This is a genomic window from Dyella sp. NPDC103356 (assembly GCF_055584465.1).
Map to the genome: position 1 here is coordinate 1 of NZ_JBVJLZ010000014.1, position 17,482 is coordinate 17,482.

30 protein-coding genes are annotated in these 17,482 nt (G+C 60.6%); 14 read left to right on the forward strand and 16 right to left on the reverse strand.

Translation table 11 applies throughout. The annotated features are described in order from the left end of the window. Window positions 1-434: 434 nt before the first annotated feature. The 15 genes from ACZ6WW_RS22165 to ACZ6WW_RS22235 form a co-directional block, all read right to left on the reverse strand. Entirely contained in the window at window positions 435-794 is a 360-nt protein-coding gene (locus tag ACZ6WW_RS22165) for a hypothetical protein (protein WP_465276120.1), read from the reverse strand. Beyond that, window positions 791-1,273: a lysis system spanin subunit gene (locus tag ACZ6WW_RS22170; protein ID WP_465276121.1), complete on the reverse strand. Its 483-nt coding sequence runs from the start codon at window positions 1,271-1,273 to the stop codon at window positions 791-793. The genes ACZ6WW_RS22165 and ACZ6WW_RS22170 overlap by 4 nt, the downstream gene beginning before the upstream one ends. Next, the gene (locus tag ACZ6WW_RS22175) at window positions 1,273-1,770 is read right to left on the reverse strand and encodes a lysozyme (RefSeq protein ID WP_465276122.1); all 498 of its coding nucleotides are present in this window, start codon (window positions 1,768-1,770) and stop codon (window positions 1,273-1,275) included. The genes ACZ6WW_RS22170 and ACZ6WW_RS22175 overlap by 1 nt, the downstream gene beginning before the upstream one ends. After that, window positions 1,767-1,958, reverse strand: a complete 192-nt coding sequence (locus tag ACZ6WW_RS22180) for a hypothetical protein (protein WP_465276123.1) — start codon at window positions 1,956-1,958, stop codon at window positions 1,767-1,769. Before ACZ6WW_RS22180 ends, ACZ6WW_RS22175 begins: the two co-directional genes overlap by 4 nt. Window positions 1,959-2,174: 216 nt before the next feature. After that, complete coding sequence (locus tag ACZ6WW_RS22185) at window positions 2,175-2,861, reverse strand: hypothetical protein (protein WP_465276124.1); 687 nt, start codon at window positions 2,859-2,861, stop codon at window positions 2,175-2,177. Continuing rightward, entirely contained in the window at window positions 2,858-3,145 is a 288-nt protein-coding gene (locus tag ACZ6WW_RS22190; protein ID WP_465276125.1) for a hypothetical protein, read from the reverse strand. The genes ACZ6WW_RS22185 and ACZ6WW_RS22190 overlap by 4 nt, the downstream gene beginning before the upstream one ends. After that, window positions 3,142-3,468: a hypothetical protein gene (locus tag ACZ6WW_RS22195; RefSeq protein WP_465276126.1), complete on the reverse strand. Its 327-nt coding sequence runs from the start codon at window positions 3,466-3,468 to the stop codon at window positions 3,142-3,144. Before ACZ6WW_RS22195 ends, ACZ6WW_RS22190 begins: the two co-directional genes overlap by 4 nt. Window positions 3,469-3,721: 253 nt before the next feature. Then, entirely contained in the window at window positions 3,722-3,868 is a 147-nt protein-coding gene (locus ACZ6WW_RS22200; protein WP_465276127.1) for a hypothetical protein, read from the reverse strand. Then, window positions 3,865-4,785, reverse strand: a complete 921-nt coding sequence (locus ACZ6WW_RS22205) for a toprim domain-containing protein (RefSeq protein ID WP_465276128.1) — start codon at window positions 4,783-4,785, stop codon at window positions 3,865-3,867. Before ACZ6WW_RS22205 ends, ACZ6WW_RS22200 begins: the two co-directional genes overlap by 4 nt. Further along, window positions 4,782-5,216: a Ref family recombination enhancement nuclease gene (locus ACZ6WW_RS22210; protein ID WP_465276129.1), complete on the reverse strand. Its 435-nt coding sequence runs from the start codon at window positions 5,214-5,216 to the stop codon at window positions 4,782-4,784. Before ACZ6WW_RS22210 ends, ACZ6WW_RS22205 begins: the two co-directional genes overlap by 4 nt. After that, window positions 5,213-5,413: a hypothetical protein gene (locus tag ACZ6WW_RS22215; protein ID WP_465276130.1), complete on the reverse strand. Its 201-nt coding sequence runs from the start codon at window positions 5,411-5,413 to the stop codon at window positions 5,213-5,215. Before ACZ6WW_RS22215 ends, ACZ6WW_RS22210 begins: the two co-directional genes overlap by 4 nt. Next, window positions 5,410-6,921, reverse strand: coding sequence for a DEAD/DEAH box helicase (locus ACZ6WW_RS22220; RefSeq protein ID WP_465276131.1), 1,512 nt, complete (start codon window positions 6,919-6,921; stop codon window positions 5,410-5,412). The genes ACZ6WW_RS22215 and ACZ6WW_RS22220 overlap by 4 nt, the downstream gene beginning before the upstream one ends. Then, window positions 6,918-7,877: a ParB/RepB/Spo0J family partition protein gene (locus ACZ6WW_RS22225; protein ID WP_465276132.1), complete on the reverse strand. Its 960-nt coding sequence runs from the start codon at window positions 7,875-7,877 to the stop codon at window positions 6,918-6,920. Before ACZ6WW_RS22225 ends, ACZ6WW_RS22220 begins: the two co-directional genes overlap by 4 nt. Window positions 7,878-8,302: 425 nt before the next feature. After that, window positions 8,303-8,764, reverse strand: coding sequence for a phage regulatory CII family protein (locus tag ACZ6WW_RS22230; RefSeq protein WP_465276133.1), 462 nt, complete (start codon window positions 8,762-8,764; stop codon window positions 8,303-8,305). A 96-nt stretch (window positions 8,765-8,860) separates the two neighbouring features. Continuing rightward, window positions 8,861-9,157 carry a YdaS family helix-turn-helix protein gene (locus ACZ6WW_RS22235; RefSeq protein WP_465276134.1) on the reverse strand — a complete coding sequence of 99 codons (297 nt, stop codon included), beginning with the start codon at window positions 9,155-9,157 and terminating at the stop codon, window positions 8,861-8,863. A gap of 84 nt (window positions 9,158-9,241) precedes the next feature. Between ACZ6WW_RS22235 and ACZ6WW_RS22240 the strand changes: the two genes are divergently transcribed. The 14 genes from ACZ6WW_RS22240 to ACZ6WW_RS22305 all read left to right on the forward strand — a co-directional run bounded on the left by ACZ6WW_RS22240 (window position 9,242) and on the right by ACZ6WW_RS22305 (window position 16,497). Continuing rightward, the gene (locus ACZ6WW_RS22240; RefSeq protein ID WP_465276135.1) at window positions 9,242-9,919 is read left to right on the forward strand and encodes a S24 family peptidase; all 678 of its coding nucleotides are present in this window, start codon (window positions 9,242-9,244) and stop codon (window positions 9,917-9,919) included. A 103-nt stretch (window positions 9,920-10,022) separates the two neighbouring features. Continuing rightward, on the forward strand, window positions 10,023-10,907 hold the full coding sequence (locus ACZ6WW_RS22245; protein WP_465276136.1) for a Cro/CI family transcriptional regulator: 885 nt from the start codon (window positions 10,023-10,025) through the stop codon (window positions 10,905-10,907). Beyond that, window positions 10,904-11,722 (forward strand): hypothetical protein, encoded by an 819-nt coding sequence (locus tag ACZ6WW_RS22250; RefSeq protein WP_465276137.1) that lies wholly within the window; start codon window positions 10,904-10,906, stop codon window positions 11,720-11,722. The genes ACZ6WW_RS22245 and ACZ6WW_RS22250 overlap by 4 nt, the downstream gene beginning before the upstream one ends. Beyond that, window positions 11,722-12,318: a hypothetical protein gene (locus tag ACZ6WW_RS22255; RefSeq protein ID WP_465276138.1), complete on the forward strand. Its 597-nt coding sequence runs from the start codon at window positions 11,722-11,724 to the stop codon at window positions 12,316-12,318. Before ACZ6WW_RS22250 ends, ACZ6WW_RS22255 begins: the two co-directional genes overlap by 1 nt. After that, complete coding sequence (locus ACZ6WW_RS22260; RefSeq protein ID WP_465276139.1) at window positions 12,315-12,563, forward strand: hypothetical protein; 249 nt, start codon at window positions 12,315-12,317, stop codon at window positions 12,561-12,563. Before ACZ6WW_RS22255 ends, ACZ6WW_RS22260 begins: the two co-directional genes overlap by 4 nt. Window positions 12,564-12,666: 103 nt before the next feature. Next, complete coding sequence (locus tag ACZ6WW_RS22265; RefSeq protein WP_465276140.1) at window positions 12,667-12,999, forward strand: hypothetical protein; 333 nt, start codon at window positions 12,667-12,669, stop codon at window positions 12,997-12,999. Next, complete coding sequence (locus tag ACZ6WW_RS22270) at window positions 12,996-13,451, forward strand: hypothetical protein (RefSeq protein ID WP_465276141.1); 456 nt, start codon at window positions 12,996-12,998, stop codon at window positions 13,449-13,451. The genes ACZ6WW_RS22265 and ACZ6WW_RS22270 overlap by 4 nt, the downstream gene beginning before the upstream one ends. Continuing rightward, window positions 13,448-13,678, forward strand: a complete 231-nt coding sequence (locus tag ACZ6WW_RS22275; RefSeq protein ID WP_465276142.1) for a hypothetical protein — start codon at window positions 13,448-13,450, stop codon at window positions 13,676-13,678. Before ACZ6WW_RS22270 ends, ACZ6WW_RS22275 begins: the two co-directional genes overlap by 4 nt. Next, window positions 13,675-14,025, forward strand: coding sequence for a hypothetical protein (locus tag ACZ6WW_RS22280; protein WP_465276143.1), 351 nt, complete (start codon window positions 13,675-13,677; stop codon window positions 14,023-14,025). Before ACZ6WW_RS22275 ends, ACZ6WW_RS22280 begins: the two co-directional genes overlap by 4 nt. Continuing rightward, the gene (locus ACZ6WW_RS22285; RefSeq protein ID WP_465276144.1) at window positions 14,022-14,708 is read left to right on the forward strand and encodes a hypothetical protein; all 687 of its coding nucleotides are present in this window, start codon (window positions 14,022-14,024) and stop codon (window positions 14,706-14,708) included. Before ACZ6WW_RS22280 ends, ACZ6WW_RS22285 begins: the two co-directional genes overlap by 4 nt. After that, entirely contained in the window at window positions 14,708-14,965 is a 258-nt protein-coding gene (locus ACZ6WW_RS22290; protein ID WP_465276145.1) for a hypothetical protein, read from the forward strand. Before ACZ6WW_RS22285 ends, ACZ6WW_RS22290 begins: the two co-directional genes overlap by 1 nt. Continuing rightward, a complete protein-coding gene (locus tag ACZ6WW_RS22295; RefSeq protein ID WP_465276146.1) occupies window positions 14,965-15,183 on the forward strand; it encodes a DUF4224 domain-containing protein in 219 nt (72 codons plus the stop codon). Before ACZ6WW_RS22290 ends, ACZ6WW_RS22295 begins: the two co-directional genes overlap by 1 nt. Beyond that, on the forward strand, window positions 15,183-15,440 hold the full coding sequence (locus ACZ6WW_RS22300; RefSeq protein ID WP_465276147.1) for a hypothetical protein: 258 nt from the start codon (window positions 15,183-15,185) through the stop codon (window positions 15,438-15,440). Before ACZ6WW_RS22295 ends, ACZ6WW_RS22300 begins: the two co-directional genes overlap by 1 nt. Then, a complete protein-coding gene (locus tag ACZ6WW_RS22305; protein WP_465276148.1) occupies window positions 15,421-16,497 on the forward strand; it encodes a tyrosine-type recombinase/integrase in 1,077 nt (358 codons plus the stop codon). The genes ACZ6WW_RS22300 and ACZ6WW_RS22305 overlap by 20 nt, the downstream gene beginning before the upstream one ends. Before the next feature lie 585 nt (window positions 16,498-17,082). Here the strand turns inward: ACZ6WW_RS22305 and ACZ6WW_RS22310 are convergent. Continuing rightward, window positions 17,083-17,313: a GntR family transcriptional regulator gene (locus tag ACZ6WW_RS22310; protein WP_465276149.1), complete on the reverse strand. Its 231-nt coding sequence runs from the start codon at window positions 17,311-17,313 to the stop codon at window positions 17,083-17,085. Between the last annotated feature and the right edge of the window lie 169 nt (window positions 17,314-17,482).

The window sequence follows — 17,482 nt, forward strand, 5'->3', positions numbered from 1 at the left end:
CAAAAGTCGTCCGGCGAATTGTGGAAATGCGTAAATTAGAGGGCGGTCGGTCTAGCTAGCGGATCGCCTAGACTTTTGACTACCCCCTGGGTATGCCAATCAATTCAATGAATTGAGGCTCGGCACCGGCCACCCGTCGGCGTCGCACCCTCGAACCTCGCGGCCTCGCTCGATACGCGCCTTATCACTGTTGTGACAGTCGCGACAGAGCGACTGAAACGGGCCGTCCCAGAACATCGCCTCTGTCTCGCCGGCAGGATGTCCATTGACGTGGTCACACACATTCGCAGCGACCACAAGGCCGCGTGAATCACAGAACTTGCACAGTGGAAACGCTGCCAGTTGTAGCAGGCGTATACGTTGCCAGCGTGCAGTGCCATACAGGTGGCCGAATACACTGCCACCTGGTTGCCGTACGGTCATAGCGCAGTCGCTTAGACCAGCTTCTTGGCCAGTGCGACGGCTTCGTCCCACACCTTCTCGACGTCATGGCCCGCTGTGGTCAGCACGGCTTTGAGCTTGTCCAGGAGCGGATCGGTGGTGGCAGTAGCGGCGGTCTGGGTCTGGGTGGTATCGGACACGGGTGAATCCTCGGTAGGTGCGGCAGGCGCCGCGTTTGGAATCGTGATTGAGTCCACGTCGGTGATCAGCGCCTTGTTGATGTACCACTTGCCATCGGCGCCCATGATCAGCGGTAATTCTTTGACGGCGGCAGGTGCTGGCGATTCGGAAGGCTGTTGGCCAAGGCCGATCAGGCGCACGACGAAATGGGCGATGGATTGCAGGATCTTCATTGGCAGACAGTCCTTATTGCGGCTTGGAGTCCACGGATTTGGGCGTCGCCGTCGGCGCCTGCTCTAATAGCTCGGCTCGCACTCGCCTCTCGATCGATGGCGGCTGCATAAGCTCTGCCGGTATTGGGCCCGGCTTCGGGCATATCGGTATATCCGGACGCACAGCGCCAACGTGGCGACAGCCTGAGAGCACCAGACCTGAGATCAGCAAGAGTGCGAGCAGCAGCGGCTTCATTATTCTGCTTGTCCTGTTCGTAGTCAGAAGCGATCCGATTGAGTTTGAGCGCGTTACGCTGTTCCGTGGCGCGCGCATCCTGGGACGCCTTCAACGACAGCTGCGCACGCTTGGCTGATTCGTTTGCGGTCACGGCTGCTTGTTTCGCAAGCGCAGTTGCTCCGCTTTCCGCAGCAACGTGGTGCCCCATGGCATAGCCTGCAGCGACAAGCGCCAGGATCAGAACGATGCGCAGCCAGGCCATCACTCACCACCTTCGCAGAGCGATCGTTCCCATTGGCGGCGCACCGGGATGCCAGCACAGTCGTTCGCAGCGACACGGCAGTCCAAGCCGCCGGCGTAAACATATCGACTGATGACAGCGCATGCCGCCTTATTCTTGCCGGCGTTCAGCAGCGGCACGGCGCTCGAATGGCAAAAGGCGTGCGTCCCGACGTTGTACGCAAAATCGCCCCAGGCCTTGATCTCATTGAAAGCCAGCTCACCATGAGCGCATTTGCCCATGTTGCCCAGCATGACCTGGACGTACGCAGCTTCCAGCTTGTCGCATTCGGCGTCTGTGTAGGTGCGGCCTGGAACGACAGCTCGGCCAGTAATGCCCGCGCACACCGTCCAGACATGGCCAAGCTTGTCCCAATAGGGAACGTATTTCCGGCCTTCGTGCGCCGGCAGCGCGGCCACGATCGCCATAATCACGCCAGCGCCAGCTGTAGCGAACGTGGCGCGCAGCGGCAGCTTCATGGCTTCTTCCACTCGCGGCGCCAGCGCCACAGCAAATGCGCGATCTGAAGCAGGCTATATGAGCCAATCAGGACATAAGCCCATTGTTCCGGCCCCCAGCCTGCGGCATTCGCCACTGCGAATACGGCTGGCGGAGACAACTTGGCGGCAGCGCGTCCTGCTTCATGCATCATTTCGGTCTGTTCCATTGATGCGTCCCCTTGTGGGCGGTCGACGCGCGACGAACGGGCAATAAAAAGCCCCGCTCAATGGCGGGGCTGTCGGGAGAGGTCGGAGACTGTTGTGGCATCAAGCCCAGCCTCCGGGTCGCACTCGTTCCGTGATTGCGACGATCGCTTGCTGTCCGTGCCCGCGATGTTACACATTTTTCGTAATATTCCGGGGGTCGTCAACGATCCACATTGTTATTTGAGCTGACGCTGAAATTCCGCCTCTGCTGGAGCGATCGCGTCTTCGGCCAGATCTATCAACCACTGGTAAACAGGCGACCACAGTGCGGAGAAATCCCTATGGCTTTTCAGCCCGCACGCGGCAGCGCGTGACCGATCGCTCGGACGGGATGAACCATGACCGCCACAACGCTTGCATGGTGTACGCCTGTTTCCGCTGTTGACCTGGCCACCACCGCCGCATGGCTCGCAACGGTTGTTGTTACGGATCTCGGCCAGCACACCTTGGATCACGCCGACGTAGGTGTTCGATAGCGTGTATTCGCCATCGCGCTTGATGACTGCGTCCGGCCATCGACGCTTACGGGCCTGGGCATACATCAGCTGGGCCCGTGGCTTTGCAACCGCATCAGCGATCGTCTTGGCTGTGACCGCAGTGACAAACGCGTCATAGCGCTCCTGCCATTCGGTGACCAGTAGCTTGGCCAGCTCGGCCTGCAGCGCGCCCTTCGTCAATGCGGCGCCATCAGGCCACCACCGATAGATCAGCAACTCACGACCCAGGCCCGCCTTGATGAAACCCAGCGCGCCAGCGACGATCTCGGGCGTCATCGCAGCGCCAGCAGAGTCAGGGCCGCTACCCGGGTCGAGCCGAACGTTCTTCTCGTTCAAGCGTGCCATGGCTTTGCCCACGTGGGTCATGCAGCGCTCCGCTGCGCCTGGACGGTCGCGGCCAGGTCATCGCGGATATCCAGAACCAGCGCATCCTTGTCGTAGGTACCGGCGACACAGTCGGCGTATTTCTTCAACAGCTCACGAGAGAAGCGGAGCGCAGTCGGCGTGCAGTACACCTTGCCATCGCTGTCGACGCTGACGACCTGCGGCCCCTCGGCACGCACGATGCGGTAGACGATGGGAGCCATGCGTAGGCTGCCTGTGACGATAACGTGGATCTGGCCGATCGGTTCGAGTGGATCTCGTTTCATGACTGCTCCGTTACCCCGATCTCGTCGAGGGTGATGGTTTTGACGCGTTTGGCTTTTAAGGGCGCACCTTGCGCGTGCACGAATAGACGGCCGTGCCATTTCTTCATCGAAGCACGCAGGTCGCGGCCTGCGCTGCTGTATGGGTCGATCCTGTTTACGCGCGTATCGAACCCGTTTTCGTCAAGGTATGACGGCCGCGGCGATGGGCATGGAATGCGTGGATCGTTGAAGCGGCAGGCCAAATCGGCGCACCAGCACAGGCGGGAAATCATCATCGCCATTGCCTCCGGCGCTTGCTGCTCTGCATCGGCCGGCCTGGACATGGACGGTACGCGCTGGGCCGGGCGCCGAGCTTCCGCGGCGGCGTCAGACCTTGACGCAACCGACCGGATGCCATTGCCGCGTTGCCAGCTGCAAGCTCCAGCAGGATCTGATCGATCGTCACGCGAGTGACAATCCTTTCGATGTCAGTCAGGACCTGCTTCGCATACATCGAAACGATTGCACGGGAAAAGGCTCGCTGGGCCTCGATTACTCTGATCAGGGCATCAGCCAGCTGCTCACCAGGGCTGGCAGTCATGACCGCACCGGCATGCGTAGATAGCCGATGACAGCGCCAATGCCCATCGCGCACCAGGCAGGCGCACCGGCCTGGTACAGGATCGTCGCCCAGATGACGATGATCAGGGCGCGTTCCGAAGCGCGGGTAATATCTCTGTTCAAGCCGCTTTCTCCATGGCGATAAGCAACTGATCGTTGAAATCGCCTTCGACAGTGGGTGCGAGGACTTCCACTTGCAGGCCCAGCTTGTAAAGGCGTTCAGCGCAGACGTAGGCGGCAGCCTGACCAACGAATGAGGGATCGCGGTCTGCAAATACGGTGACGCGGTCAACGCCGACTGGCGGTTCGAATGTGCGGATCCCGTGCTTGTTAAGCACCGACCACACTGGAAGGCGATAGAGCATGTGTGCGGCTATGGCGGTTTCGATGCCCTCAGCGATGCCGATGTGCGCCTCTTGTGGATACAGGCGAACAGCACAGCCGTTTATCGTTCCGATCGGCGACATGACCTTGCGATTCGGCTCAATGTCGGCTTTCTTGCCGTCTGCCAGATAGGTCAAGTGCCAACTTACGGGCTTGCCATCGGCACTCACAATGCGGCCCAGCATCACGTCAAACGTACCTGCCGGATCGTTCGGGCCACGCCAGTATTTCAGCCGAGCCTCACGTAAGCCGGGCGCAATTTCGAGACCGCGCCCAGCCAAATAGCTTGAAACCGGAGCGCCAGCGGCGTGCGCTGCGCGCCTGACGCGCTCGAGCGCTGGCCGAGGGTCAGCTTTCTCGCGATGTTCCGTGGGCACCGCGGCTCCGACGACCTTTTCGACTTCCTTCGCAGCAGTCGCATAATCCCAGCCACGGCAGCACATCAACAGCGACATGCCGCCCTGCTTTCCATCCGAACACGTACAAAAGAAATTGCCACTGCCATTGTTGTCGGCGAACCGGAAGCGATCCTTCCCTCCGCCGTCCTTTGGGCATGCATGATGCTTCCCATCCAACGCGTCAGCCGGCACGCCCAGCTGCTCAAGCACGGAGCGCCACTTCCCTTGCGCGAGATCCTTCGCCTTTGGCCTGTTCATCGCGCACCCATGGCGAGCAGCGCGCACTGGAATTCCAGAATGCCGGCATCGTTCCCGTAGATCGCTCGGAAGCGGCGCGGCTCGCGACCCAGGCTTGGCCCGTAGATTCGAGATTGCGCGGCATATCCTTGATTAGCGAACGGGAGCCTCTTGCCTTGGTGGTGGTAATGGCAGAGGCAGACCGTAGCGTGATGGCCAATACGGCGACCACCGCTCAGAACGTGATGGATTTCGAGATCGCGAACGTTGAACGTCGCCGTGGCATAACCGGCGAGGTGATTGACCAGGCATGCAATGCAACCTATCGAGCGCAGCCTTTCGAAATGCTTTACATCGTTGCGCGAAGGCGCCTTCGTGCTGCGCGATTGCCGTAGCCGCGAACTGCGCGGCGCCTTGAACCCTGAGCGGCGAAATAGCTCTGTCCGCTTCATGGTGTGCCACCGAGCATCTTGATCAGGTCATCGCGACAACGCTTGATGGCGCCCTCGACGCCTTCGGGCAAATCCTTGCGGTGCCCGACAAGCAACTTGCCATCGCGCAAGGCGACCGCATGGCCGTTCGATTTCAGCAGGAACAGGAGCGCCAGCGGGCTGATGTTATCGGGAGTGATGGGGTCGCCCCAGCTCATGCCGCATTCCTCCGATGGGCGTAGCGGATAAGGTCACTCTTGATCCAGCTCTGCAGCTCCCGGCACGGTGTAACTCCAGTCGCAAAGTCGCCTTGAGGCCACTCGCCGTAGATAGCGCGATATTTCGCCAGCGCTCGGCTCTTGGCCTTAGCGTGATCGCCATCCGTCTTCGATTCCGCCCACGTGCAAAGCTGCCTCCAAACGGAGCCTTTATCCTTTTGCCAAGGCAACAGGCGTTTGCCGTTGGCATCGGTGACTTCCTGCATGACGCCAGGCTTGGTTTCCAGCATGGATTGGCGCTTCCGCTCCTTGCCGCATCCAGGGCATTTCTCGTCCCACGGCATGACCATGTAGCCGCAGGAGCAGCGGATCTCCTCGCGTTCCTTCTTCTCAGGTTCTTTGCGCGTCTTCGATTCCAGCTTGCCTTCGTCGAGCTCGCGCATGCCATTGGCGAAGATATCGAGGGTATCTTCGCGAAAGCGCATCACGTTGCCGGTGTGGTCCAGCCACAGGCCGAACTCCTTTCCGGGCGCAGAGCGCATGACGCGGCCCAGCTGCTGCATATGGCTCGATAGACTCTTGCGATACGGGCGTGCCGAGATGCCGCACAGCACATCGGGCACGTCGAAGCCTTTGGTCAGAACCTCGCACGAGACCAAGCCGGTTATCTCGGAATCGGGCTTGCGGAACTCGTCGAACAACTCCCTACGGCGCTGCTCGCTGGTGTCGCGGTAACTGATCTGCTGGAAGTTGAAGCCAGCGGCCTGGAACTGGCGGCAGAGCTCGTCGCCGTGGTCGACTGTGGCGGAAAACACGATGGTTTTCACGGGGCCGCCGAAGTGCAGCTGCGTCTTGTCCTGCCATTCGCTGACGATATCGCCAACGATGTCCATGCCTCGCTCTTCAATCTCCTTATCGGACCATTCGCCGGCAACCACTTTCATGCCCGTCGTGTTGATCGCCTTGGCGGCGTACATCTTCAATGGCACGAGAAATTTGCGACGGATCAACTCGTCCATCGTGGTGACGTTGACCAAGCTGCTATAGATCTTGCCCATGCCCTTGGTGAAGGGTGTAGCGGTCAGCCCGATTACGACGGCCTTGGTGTTGGCCAGCAATTCGACGATCTTCTTGCGCATCATGTGCGCCTCGTCGACGAAGATCACATCGACATCGTCTGGCACGCCACGGCTTTCGAGGGTTTGCGCTGACCAGATCTGAATTCGCTCGTGCGGGCGAAAGCGCCAGTGGTTCGCCTGGATGACACCATGGGGAATCTGGTACGCGTCCAGGCGGGCGCTAGTCTGGTCGACGAGCACGACGCGGTCGACGATGAACATGGCACGCGAATGCTTGCGCCAAGCCTCCTGCAGCATGTCACAGGCGATCTCGGTCTTGCCGGCACCGGTGGGTGCCATCAACACCTGTTTGCGGTGACCGCCGCGGATGCCGGCGCGCAGGGCATCAATCGATTCGGCTTGATAGTCGCGCAGTTGCACAGGGATCATTTGGCGCTACCCACCTGCTTTTTCAGCTTGTCGTTTTCGCGCTGCAGAGCTTTGACCTGGCGCTTGATCTCGTTGCAGGTGGTCATGTACTGGTCGCGCTGGCTTTCTACGACACGGAGCTGGCCGCGCAGGGTGGTGATTTCGCGCGCCGCTGCCGCCTCCCCTTCTTCCACCTTGGCCAAGCCAGCGAGTTCATCGGCCAGATCACGGCAACGCTCTTGCAGATCTTCGTAGTCGGCGCGAGACACGAAATCTTCGGAGCGCTCCGTGGCCTCGAAGGTCGGCGCGACCGGTGGCGGCTCTGTCCGCGATTCGTCTTGAACGGGTGGCGCGGACGGCACCGCAGGCTGCGCAGCAGAATGGCTTTGTGGCGCGTCCCTGGGGGTGACATCGGAGCCGGCTTTAGGCGCGGCGGGTGGAGCAGCGTGTAATCCGATTACACCCTTGCCAATGGCCGAAACGTCCATCGTTGCGGTCGAACCGTGCTTGTTGGTGAACGTCCGGGTGGCCTTCTCACTGTCCACGTTTACAGTGAGAGGTGCCCGAAGTGACCCGACGAAGGTGGGCGACACGGAGCAAACCCGCGCAATCTCTCGGTCGCTCCACTTCGACCATTCCTTGTCGCCGAGCAGGGTATTGACCGCACAGCGCTTGTCCTCGTTGGTGCGGCGCAGGCCGTGCTGTGCATTCGCACCGACCGAATGCAGGATGGCCTCGCGCTTCGTGCCCTGGCGCACGTCGGCGTCGATCTCCATAGCGCGGGCGTGGCGGTGCGCATGAAAGCGGTGGAAGCCATCCGCCAGCCAGTACGCCTTCCCGTCGTGAAACACCGTCACCGGCGGCAGGTCAACCCCGGCCGTGATCGAACCGGCGTACTCGGCAACAACTTCCAAGTCCAGCGCTGCTCGCGCTTGGGTTCCGCCATCGGTTTTGATTTGGTCCAGCGGTAACAGCATGGTTCGATCTCGTCGGTTTGAATTTGTCGCGCGGTCTATCGCTACGTAGGAAGTTCTTCGTTACCCAACCCTTGCTGTCGGCAAGGATTTCTACGGAGCGAAGAGCCCCAAGCCCCCCCCCTACCCCCCAGCGCGAAATCCGGTTTTTCTGGTCCGGCATCGCATGTGTTGAGAGATCAGAGAGGGGACTGAAACGAATCCCCTGAACCAGCCCCGGCATTGCAGCCTCACCGCCAGCTTTCGCTGGCAATGCCTCGGTCCGCCTGGTTCGCCACGGATGCGCACTACCGATTCGTCCTATGCGCGTTGCTTGGACGAAAGGCGCTATGCGGAGCTGAGAGGCATGAGCGCGAACGCTGCGCGCATGAGGACGGAAGGGATCAGGTGTCGAGTGAAAAGCCACATGAGCGAGCGCTTGATCGTGGTCATGCCACAGCGCCGAGGTGACGCTTGCCGGAGACGGCGCGCAGGCGGTTGATCAAGGCGATGATCACGCCCGTTGCAGACGATGCCGCGGCTTCGATCTCGCGCATCTCGTGCTCGGTGATGACGTTATCGGCGATGGCATCGGCAATCACCTTGGACAGCTCGCCGTTCGCAGTACCGAGCGCCAGCACGCCGTCGATCACACTGCCCTGCCCCGCGGCCGGTTCGTCCAGGCGGCGAAGTGCATACCCGAGCGTCGCAGCCTGTGCCTGCAGCATCTGGTGATCGCCAGTCACGCTCATGATCTCGACTGCTTCCTCGAGCGCGAGCCGATGCGTCGTGATGTTCGGGTTGACCTTCGATCGCAGCACCGCGGGCGAGATGCCAATGCGCGGGCCTAGGGATTCGCTACCGCCCGGATAGGCATGCACCGTGCGGTGCGCGGCGTCATTCACGTTCATGCGTGCCTCCAACGAACGATTTTTTCCGCAGCGCCTGCCCTTACCGTGCCGGCACCATCAATCGCAAAGGGGAAAGTCATGGGAGAAGTCATCCGCTTACGCCACGCTCGGCAGCGGTTCGCTGGCAGGATTCGGAGCCGGCAAGCTGGCCGGTTCCACCCGAGTCAGATACCCGGTCACAACGCCGTGCTCGTTGCGTTCCCAAATCAGGTCCGGCAACAGTTCCTCGCACGTGACTCGGCGCGCCGTATGGGCTTCAATCGAAATCGCCAGCGCAGGACTCGCTCGACGACGATCAGTGGCGATCTGCCAGAGGTAGTTGCGATTACAGGAGAGGTCGAGGGCAAGCCTGGACCTGGCGGCCGCGTCGGCGATGTAGTCGGCGAGATTCATGCCGCGAATCTAGCAAAGTGCTATCTCAATCGCAATAGCACTGTGCGCGATGCAATAAATAGCGGAAAGCTAGAGACTATGCCTATGGAATCGATCAACGACATCAAGCAGTTACGCCGGCATAACCTATCTAATTTGCTGGACAAGCATGGCGGCCCCCATATCGCGAGGGTTGCGGAAATTGCCCCCGCTTATCTGCATCAGATGGCCAGGGGATCTGGACCTTCCGCTCGCGGCATAAGCGACAAACGAGCACGAAGCATCGAAGCAGGCCTTGGTTTAGCTCCTGGATGGCTCGATGCCGTACACGATTTATCAGTCTCAGACTTTGATGCGATACAAAGGCAATTTACTCCCCTGTCGTACAGGAGAGTACCGGTCGTGGGCACAGCAAGCTTGGGGATGGATGGGTACTGGACTGATCTGGAGTATCCGCCAGGCCACGGGGATGGCTATTTCGAATTCCCAACGAAGGATACCGACGCGTACATCCTTCGAGTCAAGGGAGGCTCCATGTACCCGGCCATTCGGTCGGGCTGGTTTGTTGCCATCGAGCCGAAGACTGCCCCGCAGGTAGGCGAATTCGCGCTGATTCGGTTCAAAGATGGCCGGAGCAGCGTGAAGGAGTTCCTGTGGCATCGTGACGGCGAATACGTCTTTCACGCCATTTCAAATGACGAGAGACTCGTCATACCCGAGCAAGACATTGAATTTATTCATCATGTTGCTGCAATTCTACCGCCAAGCGGTCGCAAGCTTTAACGGGTAGCGCTTCGCTCGACGATATTAGCAATCTGCTATTGCTTATTCAGTAGCAGACTGCTAACGTTCCGCCCATCGACCAACCCCAAGGGAGGGGAAACCGATGGGCATTCAAGTTGCGGCTGCCATCGCCACGCCTGGCGCGCCAGCCAAGTCCGCTTTAGCCGCTGCCATCCAGGCGGCAGGCAGTCAAAAGAAGTTCGCCGAGGCAATCGGCGTCGCATCACCATCCGTTTCGGAGTGGCACACCAAGGGCGTGCCAGTTGATCGCTGCATAGCGATCGAGGCTGCCACCGGGGTTCGTTGCGAAGACATGCGCAGCGACGTGTACTGGCTTCGCGTCGACGGTGAAGTACTTGGCTATACAGTCCTGCTTGATGGCGTCGACCCCGCCTACGTCGATCAGGCTATTCGCAACGAAAAAACCCAAGGCGCGCCTGCAGCACCGCTGAGCAAAAAGCACGCTTGCACCTGCGAGGGCATCGACCGCAAGCCGGGCGAGGCACATCCCTTTATCGAGGGCATTCTCACCGACCTGCCGGAACATGCGCGCACTGGTTTGATCAAGTCGCTTGCGTTGCATCGGGGCGATGCCGATTGGGACTTGGACAAGATCGAGGCAGCGCGTGACAGTGTTTTTGCCGAGTACTTCTTGGAAGAGTTCCGGAAGACGTACCCCAAAACCATTTCGGCACTCTGCCCGGATTTCATGGATGCCAGTGAGATTAATCCTGCCCATAAAACACTGGTCAACTACGACGTGGACACTATGTATTCGGGGGCGAAATTCGCGCTCGATCCCAAGGCAACTGTCGACGAATGCCTCACCGGCACGAGCGGAGCGCTTCGCTCCGCGAGAGACATTCTTGACCAGGAAGATCTGAACAGTCGCGCGTTCGCTGCGTTCCAGCTGATCGAGATGTCCCTGACGATGCTGAGCGCTGCGCATTCGAAATTGCTTTATGCGCGCCCGAGGGACGCAGCATGAGCGCCGTACGCAGGACGTCCGCTGTCCATGTCGTTGCGCTCGGCGACGCAACATTCGCTCAGATCGTCGCCCGGCTTGGCGTATTGGGCGTCAAGTTTCCCGAGGATTGGACCGAGGAGGACATGCAGCCAGAGTATGGCGAATTCGTCGCCAAGGGTGCGATTTCGACCGCCTACAATAACGGCATCATGCATGGACTGTCGGACGAGCAGCGCACCGACCTCGCCAACCATTATGACTTTGCCGAGCCCGATTCGATCAATCATGAATCGCTTTTGGCTGATGCTGACGACTTCCGAACAGACCGCCATTTCCATCTGGCCTTCGGGATCCTGTGGGACTTCGAATGGAACGCTCGTGAGGCAATCCTTGCCGAAAGCGGCGCCCATGGTGCGGCCGAAGATTGGAACGACAGTAAGGCCACCGAGCTGTGGCACAAGGCCGTACGGCTGCGAGCCGATTCCCCGCATCTGATCGACCAGAAGTACCGCGCTGCCACACCTGCAGCGACTGAGTTCGTCGAGAGCCCGCTCAAGGCTATCGACGGTGGCGTCGATCCGAGCAACGTCGACTGCAGAATGACGACTTTGAACGTCAATTGGATGCCCGTCGACACCGGGACAGTTGAAGACTGTCTGTCCGATGCCAATTCCTATCTCGACATGGCAGACGATGTCATGCGCACTCAGGCGGATAACCTGGAGAACCATCACTGGGCAGCAATCCAGTTCATCCGCATGGCTCGCCGGCTCGTCATCGATGCGGATGCCAAGCTTCGTAAGCTCGGTCGATGCGAAGTTCGGGAGGTCAAGTAATGGCCTTCCGTAGCTCACACGCCCGCTCTATCGCCGCTGTCGCCGCGCTGGTGGCAGCAACGTGCAGCGCCGCGCCTGACGCTTCTGACCTGCCGGTTGAGAAGGTCGGCGAGTTCTACAGCCACCCTGGCGAGCAGATGGAACCGTTCCTGCTGCGCGTTGGCGCCGCGCTCCATGCCTTCTCCGGCCGCACGCAGTTCGAAGCTTGCGGCTGGGTCGGCGCCAGCGTCGAACGCAGCCAGTTCGTCGTCATCGCGTTCACCAACAAGTCGCACATCGCCTGCAATAGCCGCGGTGCCGATGTGCCGGCGGACATGACGCCACTGCCGTTCACCATCCATAGCCACCCGACCGAAAGCGGCCTGCTGACGAACCGCCAGGACAAGCTGGCGTTGCGCCTGGTCGGCAACGGCGCAGCTGTGCGCGGCTTGATGCGCAGCGCCAGCACGCCAGCCACGGTCAAGGTCAATACCGACGGATTCAGCCCGGGCGACTACAGCCGCGCTGGCTACCTCGCCGCCAGCGATGGTGTGTGGTTCCAGGACGGCCCAGGCACAGACCGATTCGTCGGCTTCTATCCCAAGGTGCTGCCATGAACGCAGAACATGGGGTCGTTCCGTCGAGCAAGGGCAGCTTTCGATTCGTCGCTGACTTTGTCGGCTTCGAGATGATCGCGGCCCAGGCGACTCGCCTTCCCGGCGGCATGGGTGCCGGCGTCAACTTGGTCTCGATGGACCGGCGAACAGCCCAGCCTATCTATCACCTCGCCATCAGCGTGGTCGCTGCGCGTCAGCTCGCGCAATACCTCACTGAGGCCGCAGACGAAGCGGAGGGCCTGTGATGTCGATCCTTCTCGCGAAGTTCGATCGGAGCTGGCTGTTCTGGACCGCCCTGGGGCTGGCCAGCTGCGCGCCCATGGCGTTGCGCATTGCGGGGGTGCTGCAATGACCTCTAAGCACACCCAGGCCATCGCCAAGGCAGCGGCGTACTACCCGAAGCGGCCGACCACCATTGACCTGGTCGGGTTGCTAGCCGAGCCGCACTACGAGGGGCATTGGGCCGGCAGCATGATCGCTGGCGCCGAAGCAGCGGACGAGCTGTTGGCCAAGGCTCGCAAGGCGCTTGAGCTCATGCAAACGCACCGTTTGGTGCGCTTGTCCGACTACGTCGATACCGATCGCACGACAGCGGAGCTGGCCGAAGATTATGAGCGGATAGAGCAGATAAAGCGCGAGCTGCATGCTGCCATCGTCCGCGCCGAAGGCGGTGTCGCATGACATTCCCGAAAGAACGCACCATTACGGTGACAGCGAATGTCTCGGCTGCGCTGCTGATCGCGCTCGGCGATGACGCAGAAGCCATCATCGCGGCGATGATGATCAAGCAGCTGCAGGAACAGCCATGCACATGCGCCGACGGCTGGCCGTGCTCGCGCTGCCTGCTACTGCGACAGGCAGGCGTGTTTCCCGCCGCCATCAAGGTTCACACCCAGGTCGGCTGGCGCTACTGCTGTGTGAGCCACGCCTCGATCGTCACCGCCGCCATGCGCGCCCGTGGCCACGCCACTGTCGTCATGCCAGCTCCGGCTGGCAGCGAGTGCGCTGACTGCTGGGGCGACGAAGGCAGCCCGCCACCCCGTTTCGTTTCGCCGGTCCCGTCGTCTGACGTGTTCCCCTCCCCCCGCGCCGACGGCGGCGGGACCGGCACCTATTGCGAGGACCGTCGATGACACGCCTTATCAACCCGATCCTGATCATGCCGTCGACGCTCGATCGCGCACGAATGGCCAGTGCAGACATCTCGCTCGAATCGATGCCTGGTTGCGATATGTGCGGCGCCACTGGTTTGCCGTTCGCGGTCCAGGTCGGCGAAGTTCAGGACTACTACTCGGCCACGGCCTTTCTCTGCGGTGCGTGCATCGAAGCCACCGCCCAACTTGCCCGGAGTGCAACATGAAGATGCCTTCCCGCACCGCGCTGTGGCAGATCGCCCGCGCGGCCGCTCTGTTCCTTTCGATTGTCGCAGGTATGACGCTATGGATTGGCCTCGCTGTCATGGTGCCCGGAAGAATCGGCTTCATATTCTTTTTGTCGCCATCGGTCATCGCACTGGCCTTTCTCTGTTGGAAGACAGTGCGCATATCGGACCGGCAGAAGGCTGCGATGCGATCGACCATGACCATTAACGAGGTGCGCAAGGTGTGTGCGCCAGCGCCATTGCAGCGCGCCCTCGCTGAGCGGATGGCTGCTGGCGACCCTGTCGGCGGCTTGAAGCCGTTTCCCGGCGGGAAGGACTTGCTATGAGGTTCGTCAAGCGCAAAGACTTCCTGCAGCTTCCGGCGGGCACCATTTACCAGAGCTGGGAGCCGTGTGTGCTCGGCCGGATCCACATCAAAGGCGATAACGCCGGCAGTGTCGACTTCTACGCTAACGATCTGAACCTGCCCGATGTTGTCGGCGCCGGCCCAGATGGGTTGGATTCCGTCATGGCGATGGAAAAGGCATCGGCGTCCGGCGACTCGGTGGCCTTGGAGTTCGATGGCGAGACCCGCGATGCGCGCTTCGACCCAGAAGACACGTTGATCGCGGTGTGGGAGCGTGCTGACGTCATCAAGTTCTATGAGAGGCTGGCCAAGGCCTTGCGCGATGGCTATGGGTACGGTCGCGAGTTCGTCGGCGTTGCCTTCGTTGAACGTGGAGCCGACCGCGATGGACATTCCGGCCCGCGGCTGACCAGGATCGCAAGCGTTAACTGGCCGATGTGGGCTCAATCGCTCGCAGGCCAGTCCGTGGTGGACGTATCACCTCGCTCCGTCATCCCAGGCATAGGGAAAGCGGACTCGCTCGAGGCGATCATCGGCGCGCTCGAGGCGTGCTGCCAGGAGTTCGAGCGGATCAACGCCATCTATGCCGATCGCTTCGGCAAGAGCGCTGGCGTAATCCTGTTGGATTCCCAGCTGGCGCCTGGCGGCGGGAGCGGTTCGTGATGGATCGGCTATGGGAATGGCTGGTAGCCCTGGGGGTCGGGGCATGCATGATCGCGCTGCTGACAGTCGCCGGCGTCGTGCTGTATCGCGAGTTCTCGCCGGCGATCCATCTGCCGAAGGCTGAGTTCACCTGCACCCAGCGGCGCGCCCAGCATTCGCTGGTGCTGATCCCTGGCAAGGTGCCGGTCGCTGTGCCGGTCACGCAATACGAATGCGATCAATGGACGCGCAAAGCGCTGGCCGGGAGGGCGCCCTGATGGACTTCGATCTTTGGCTGAGCAAAGAGGAGATCAAGAGCATGTGCCGGGCGCACACCAAGAAGCTGCAGGTCGAGTTTCTTCGGTCGAACGGAATCAAGCACTATCTGGACCGGAAAGGATGGCCGGTGGTCGCGCGTGCTGTCGCCGAGGCGAACGGCATGGCGCCGCCGAAGACGCCGCCCGGCGAGTGGAAATCGAACAAGGCGGCCGCGTGATGGATGGGCAGTCCAGACCAATCATGCACTGCAACGCCATTCCTATCGATGGTCGTTCGGTTGCGCTTGGGCGCCTCGACGGCGTCTACACGATGGAATTCCGCATCGCGCAGGGCGCTGGGTTGCGTGCGAACATCACCGAGGACGCGATGACAGTGCTGGTGACGCTTTTCCTGGAAATTAACCAGGTCGACGCGGTCATGCTGGAGAACGGCAAATTGCTCCTGGGGAGGAGTCATGGGCAGGCGCTCATCTAAACCAAACGCAATCCCGCGCCTGCGCGCACGCAAGCAGAAGTCGGGCAAGGTCCATTACTACTATGACCACGGCGGCAAGCCGCGCGTCGAGGAGCCGCTGGGCAGCGACTACGGCATTGCGATCCAGAAGTGGGCCGAGTACGAGCGCACCAGGTCAGCGCAGGCTACCGCAGCCGCGGTCATCACCTTCCGCTACGTCGCAGATCAGTACCGCGTCCAGGTGATCCCTACCAAGAAGCCTGGTACGCAGACGGGCAACTTGCGTGAGCTGGACAAGCTGCTGGAATTCTTCGACGACCCGCCGTGCCCGCTGGAGAAGATCCGGCCGATCAGCGTACGCCAATACATGACCTGGCGTGTCGGCCAGAAGCCCAGACTGAATCCGAAGACCGGACTGCCGATGAAATCGACCGGCGACGGCCGCGTGCGCGCCAACCGCGAGAAGGCACTCCTGAGCCACATATGGAACTTCGCGCGCAACAAGGGCTATACGGATCTCCCGAACCCTTGCGCCGGCATCAAGCGCAACACCGAGCGGCCACGCGAGATCTACGTGGAGGATGCTGAGCTACGCACGCTCGCCGAGGTCGCAGATCAGCCACTGCGTGATGCTCTGGATCTCGCTTACCTGACTGGCCAACGCCCTGCCGACACCCTGGCCATGCAGGACCAGGATGTTCGTGACGGCGTGATCCACGTCAAACAGGGCAAGCGCGGTCGCAAGGTGCGCATCGAGGTCGAGGGTGAGCTGGCGGATCTGCTCGCGCGCATTGCCGAGCGCAAGCGCGGATATGTCATCCGGTCGTTCCGGCTGATTGTCGACGAGACTGGCCAGCCCCTAAGCAAGGATCAGCTGCGCTACCGTTTCGACAAGGCCCGCGATGCCACCGGCCTGACATTCCAGTTCCGCGATCTGCGCGCGAAGGCCGGCACAGACAAGGCAGAAGCAACAGGCAACATACGTGACGCCCAGGAGCAGCTGGGCCACAAGAGCATAACTCAGACCGAGGATTATTTGCGCCAGCGACGCGGCAAACGCGTGAAGCCGACGCGGTAGGATTCCGCTCCGCAATTTGCAAGAGCCCCTTGCTGTGTCTACGTTTCAAGGGTGTCATGACGCATGCGTTGCGGAGCGGAAAGAAGCGCAAGCTGCTGAAATTGCTGGACCAGTCCCCGAGACTCATAATCCTTTGGTTCCAGGTTCGAGTCCTGGTGGGCCCACCAAGTTTTCTACTGGTACGCTGTGCTGCTAGCCACGAACCCATAAGTTGTCCGAAATGACAACATATGGTTACCAGTCAAGTGACAACTTATGGTTCCAACTTCAGGCCATGTTGCGGGGCGCTTCCCAAGGCCGGCTCCGAAAGAAATGTCCGCGGCGCGTCGCCCAGTCTGCGAATTTCTGTTTGTTGAAGCATGAAGTGTTCAGGGCAAACCGGAAGGCCCGTTGACGGATGGCGAACCGACCTTTTGGCCTGCGCCTAGCGGCTCAGAATATTGGTATCTGCTAACAATTCGAAGCAGATACACGTAGGAAGGAGATGAAGTATGCGCTTACCCAAACATTGGCCAACTCGGTCAAGTTATGGGCAATAGCTACCCATAAGGCGCCCACTATGGCTTGCAGCCTCATGAAATGCGGTCAGTCGCCGGCTGAAGCCACGACACGCCAGCGCCGATCATGAGTTTGGATGACCATCCCTTCCTTTTGCAGCTCAACCAACGCGAACTTTACTGTGCCCGTGCTTACCCCGTGCTGCACGGCTAAAGCTTGCTGGGTCGGGAGACAGCCATCAGCTCCATAGCTTCCTGAAACGATGCTATCTCGCAGCGTAGCTATAAGAAGGTCGCGAATGGGGAGGTGAAGTGTCATTACTTTCCGTCACATTCCGATTCGACACGGCAAACAGATCCTACTCCGTCCACTCCAAAAGGGGTGAGTCTCACCTCGCCCTTTTTGAGTACCAACTTTCGGCACCAGCCATGCTGAAGTATCGCCTGAAACTTTGCTACCCGAGGTAGATGCTGCAGGACTACAAATG

Excerpts from the sequence above, each read along its gene's own strand:
- ACZ6WW_RS22165 (WP_465276120.1), bottom strand. The coding sequence starts at position 794 with ATGAAGATCCTGCAATCCATCGCCCATTTCGTCGTGCGCCTGATCGGC.
- ACZ6WW_RS22170 (WP_465276121.1), bottom strand. The coding sequence starts at position 1,273 with ATGGCCTGGCTGCGCATCGTTCTGATCCTGGCGCTTGTCGCTGCAGGC.
- ACZ6WW_RS22175 (WP_465276122.1), bottom strand. The coding sequence starts at position 1,770 with ATGAAGCTGCCGCTGCGCGCCACGTTCGCTACAGCTGGCGCTGGCGTG.
- ACZ6WW_RS22180 (WP_465276123.1), bottom strand. The coding sequence starts at position 1,958 with ATGGAACAGACCGAAATGATGCATGAAGCAGGACGCGCTGCCGCCAAG.
- ACZ6WW_RS22185 (WP_465276124.1), bottom strand. The coding sequence starts at position 2,861 with ATGACCCACGTGGGCAAAGCCATGGCACGCTTGAACGAGAAGAACGTT.
- ACZ6WW_RS22190 (WP_465276125.1), bottom strand. The coding sequence starts at position 3,145 with ATGAAACGAGATCCACTCGAACCGATCGGCCAGATCCACGTTATCGTC.
- ACZ6WW_RS22195 (WP_465276126.1), bottom strand. The coding sequence starts at position 3,468 with ATGTCCAGGCCGGCCGATGCAGAGCAGCAAGCGCCGGAGGCAATGGCG.
- ACZ6WW_RS22205 (WP_465276128.1), bottom strand. The coding sequence starts at position 4,785 with ATGAACAGGCCAAAGGCGAAGGATCTCGCGCAAGGGAAGTGGCGCTCC.
- ACZ6WW_RS22210 (WP_465276129.1), bottom strand. The coding sequence starts at position 5,216 with ATGAAGCGGACAGAGCTATTTCGCCGCTCAGGGTTCAAGGCGCCGCGC.
- ACZ6WW_RS22215 (WP_465276130.1), bottom strand. The coding sequence starts at position 5,413 with ATGAGCTGGGGCGACCCCATCACTCCCGATAACATCAGCCCGCTGGCG.
- ACZ6WW_RS22220 (WP_465276131.1), bottom strand. The coding sequence starts at position 6,921 with ATGATCCCTGTGCAACTGCGCGACTATCAAGCCGAATCGATTGATGCC.
- ACZ6WW_RS22225 (WP_465276132.1), bottom strand. The coding sequence starts at position 7,877 with ATGCTGTTACCGCTGGACCAAATCAAAACCGATGGCGGAACCCAAGCG.
- ACZ6WW_RS22230 (WP_465276133.1), bottom strand. The coding sequence starts at position 8,764 with ATGAACGTGAATGACGCCGCGCACCGCACGGTGCATGCCTATCCGGGC.
- ACZ6WW_RS22235 (WP_465276134.1), bottom strand. The coding sequence starts at position 9,157 with ATGAATCTCGCCGACTACATCGCCGACGCGGCCGCCAGGTCCAGGCTT.
- ACZ6WW_RS22240 (WP_465276135.1), top strand. The coding sequence starts at position 9,242 with ATGGAATCGATCAACGACATCAAGCAGTTACGCCGGCATAACCTATCT.
- ACZ6WW_RS22245 (WP_465276136.1), top strand. The coding sequence starts at position 10,023 with ATGGGCATTCAAGTTGCGGCTGCCATCGCCACGCCTGGCGCGCCAGCC.
- ACZ6WW_RS22250 (WP_465276137.1), top strand. The coding sequence starts at position 10,904 with ATGAGCGCCGTACGCAGGACGTCCGCTGTCCATGTCGTTGCGCTCGGC.
- ACZ6WW_RS22255 (WP_465276138.1), top strand. The coding sequence starts at position 11,722 with ATGGCCTTCCGTAGCTCACACGCCCGCTCTATCGCCGCTGTCGCCGCG.
- ACZ6WW_RS22260 (WP_465276139.1), top strand. The coding sequence starts at position 12,315 with ATGAACGCAGAACATGGGGTCGTTCCGTCGAGCAAGGGCAGCTTTCGA.
- ACZ6WW_RS22265 (WP_465276140.1), top strand. The coding sequence starts at position 12,667 with ATGACCTCTAAGCACACCCAGGCCATCGCCAAGGCAGCGGCGTACTAC.
- ACZ6WW_RS22270 (WP_465276141.1), top strand. The coding sequence starts at position 12,996 with ATGACATTCCCGAAAGAACGCACCATTACGGTGACAGCGAATGTCTCG.
- ACZ6WW_RS22275 (WP_465276142.1), top strand. The coding sequence starts at position 13,448 with ATGACACGCCTTATCAACCCGATCCTGATCATGCCGTCGACGCTCGAT.
- ACZ6WW_RS22280 (WP_465276143.1), top strand. The coding sequence starts at position 13,675 with ATGAAGATGCCTTCCCGCACCGCGCTGTGGCAGATCGCCCGCGCGGCC.
- ACZ6WW_RS22285 (WP_465276144.1), top strand. The coding sequence starts at position 14,022 with ATGAGGTTCGTCAAGCGCAAAGACTTCCTGCAGCTTCCGGCGGGCACC.
- ACZ6WW_RS22290 (WP_465276145.1), top strand. The coding sequence starts at position 14,708 with ATGGATCGGCTATGGGAATGGCTGGTAGCCCTGGGGGTCGGGGCATGC.
- ACZ6WW_RS22295 (WP_465276146.1), top strand. The coding sequence starts at position 14,965 with ATGGACTTCGATCTTTGGCTGAGCAAAGAGGAGATCAAGAGCATGTGC.
- ACZ6WW_RS22300 (WP_465276147.1), top strand. The coding sequence starts at position 15,183 with ATGGATGGGCAGTCCAGACCAATCATGCACTGCAACGCCATTCCTATC.
- ACZ6WW_RS22305 (WP_465276148.1), top strand. The coding sequence starts at position 15,421 with ATGGGCAGGCGCTCATCTAAACCAAACGCAATCCCGCGCCTGCGCGCA.
- ACZ6WW_RS22310 (WP_465276149.1), bottom strand. The coding sequence starts at position 17,313 with ATGACACTTCACCTCCCCATTCGCGACCTTCTTATAGCTACGCTGCGA.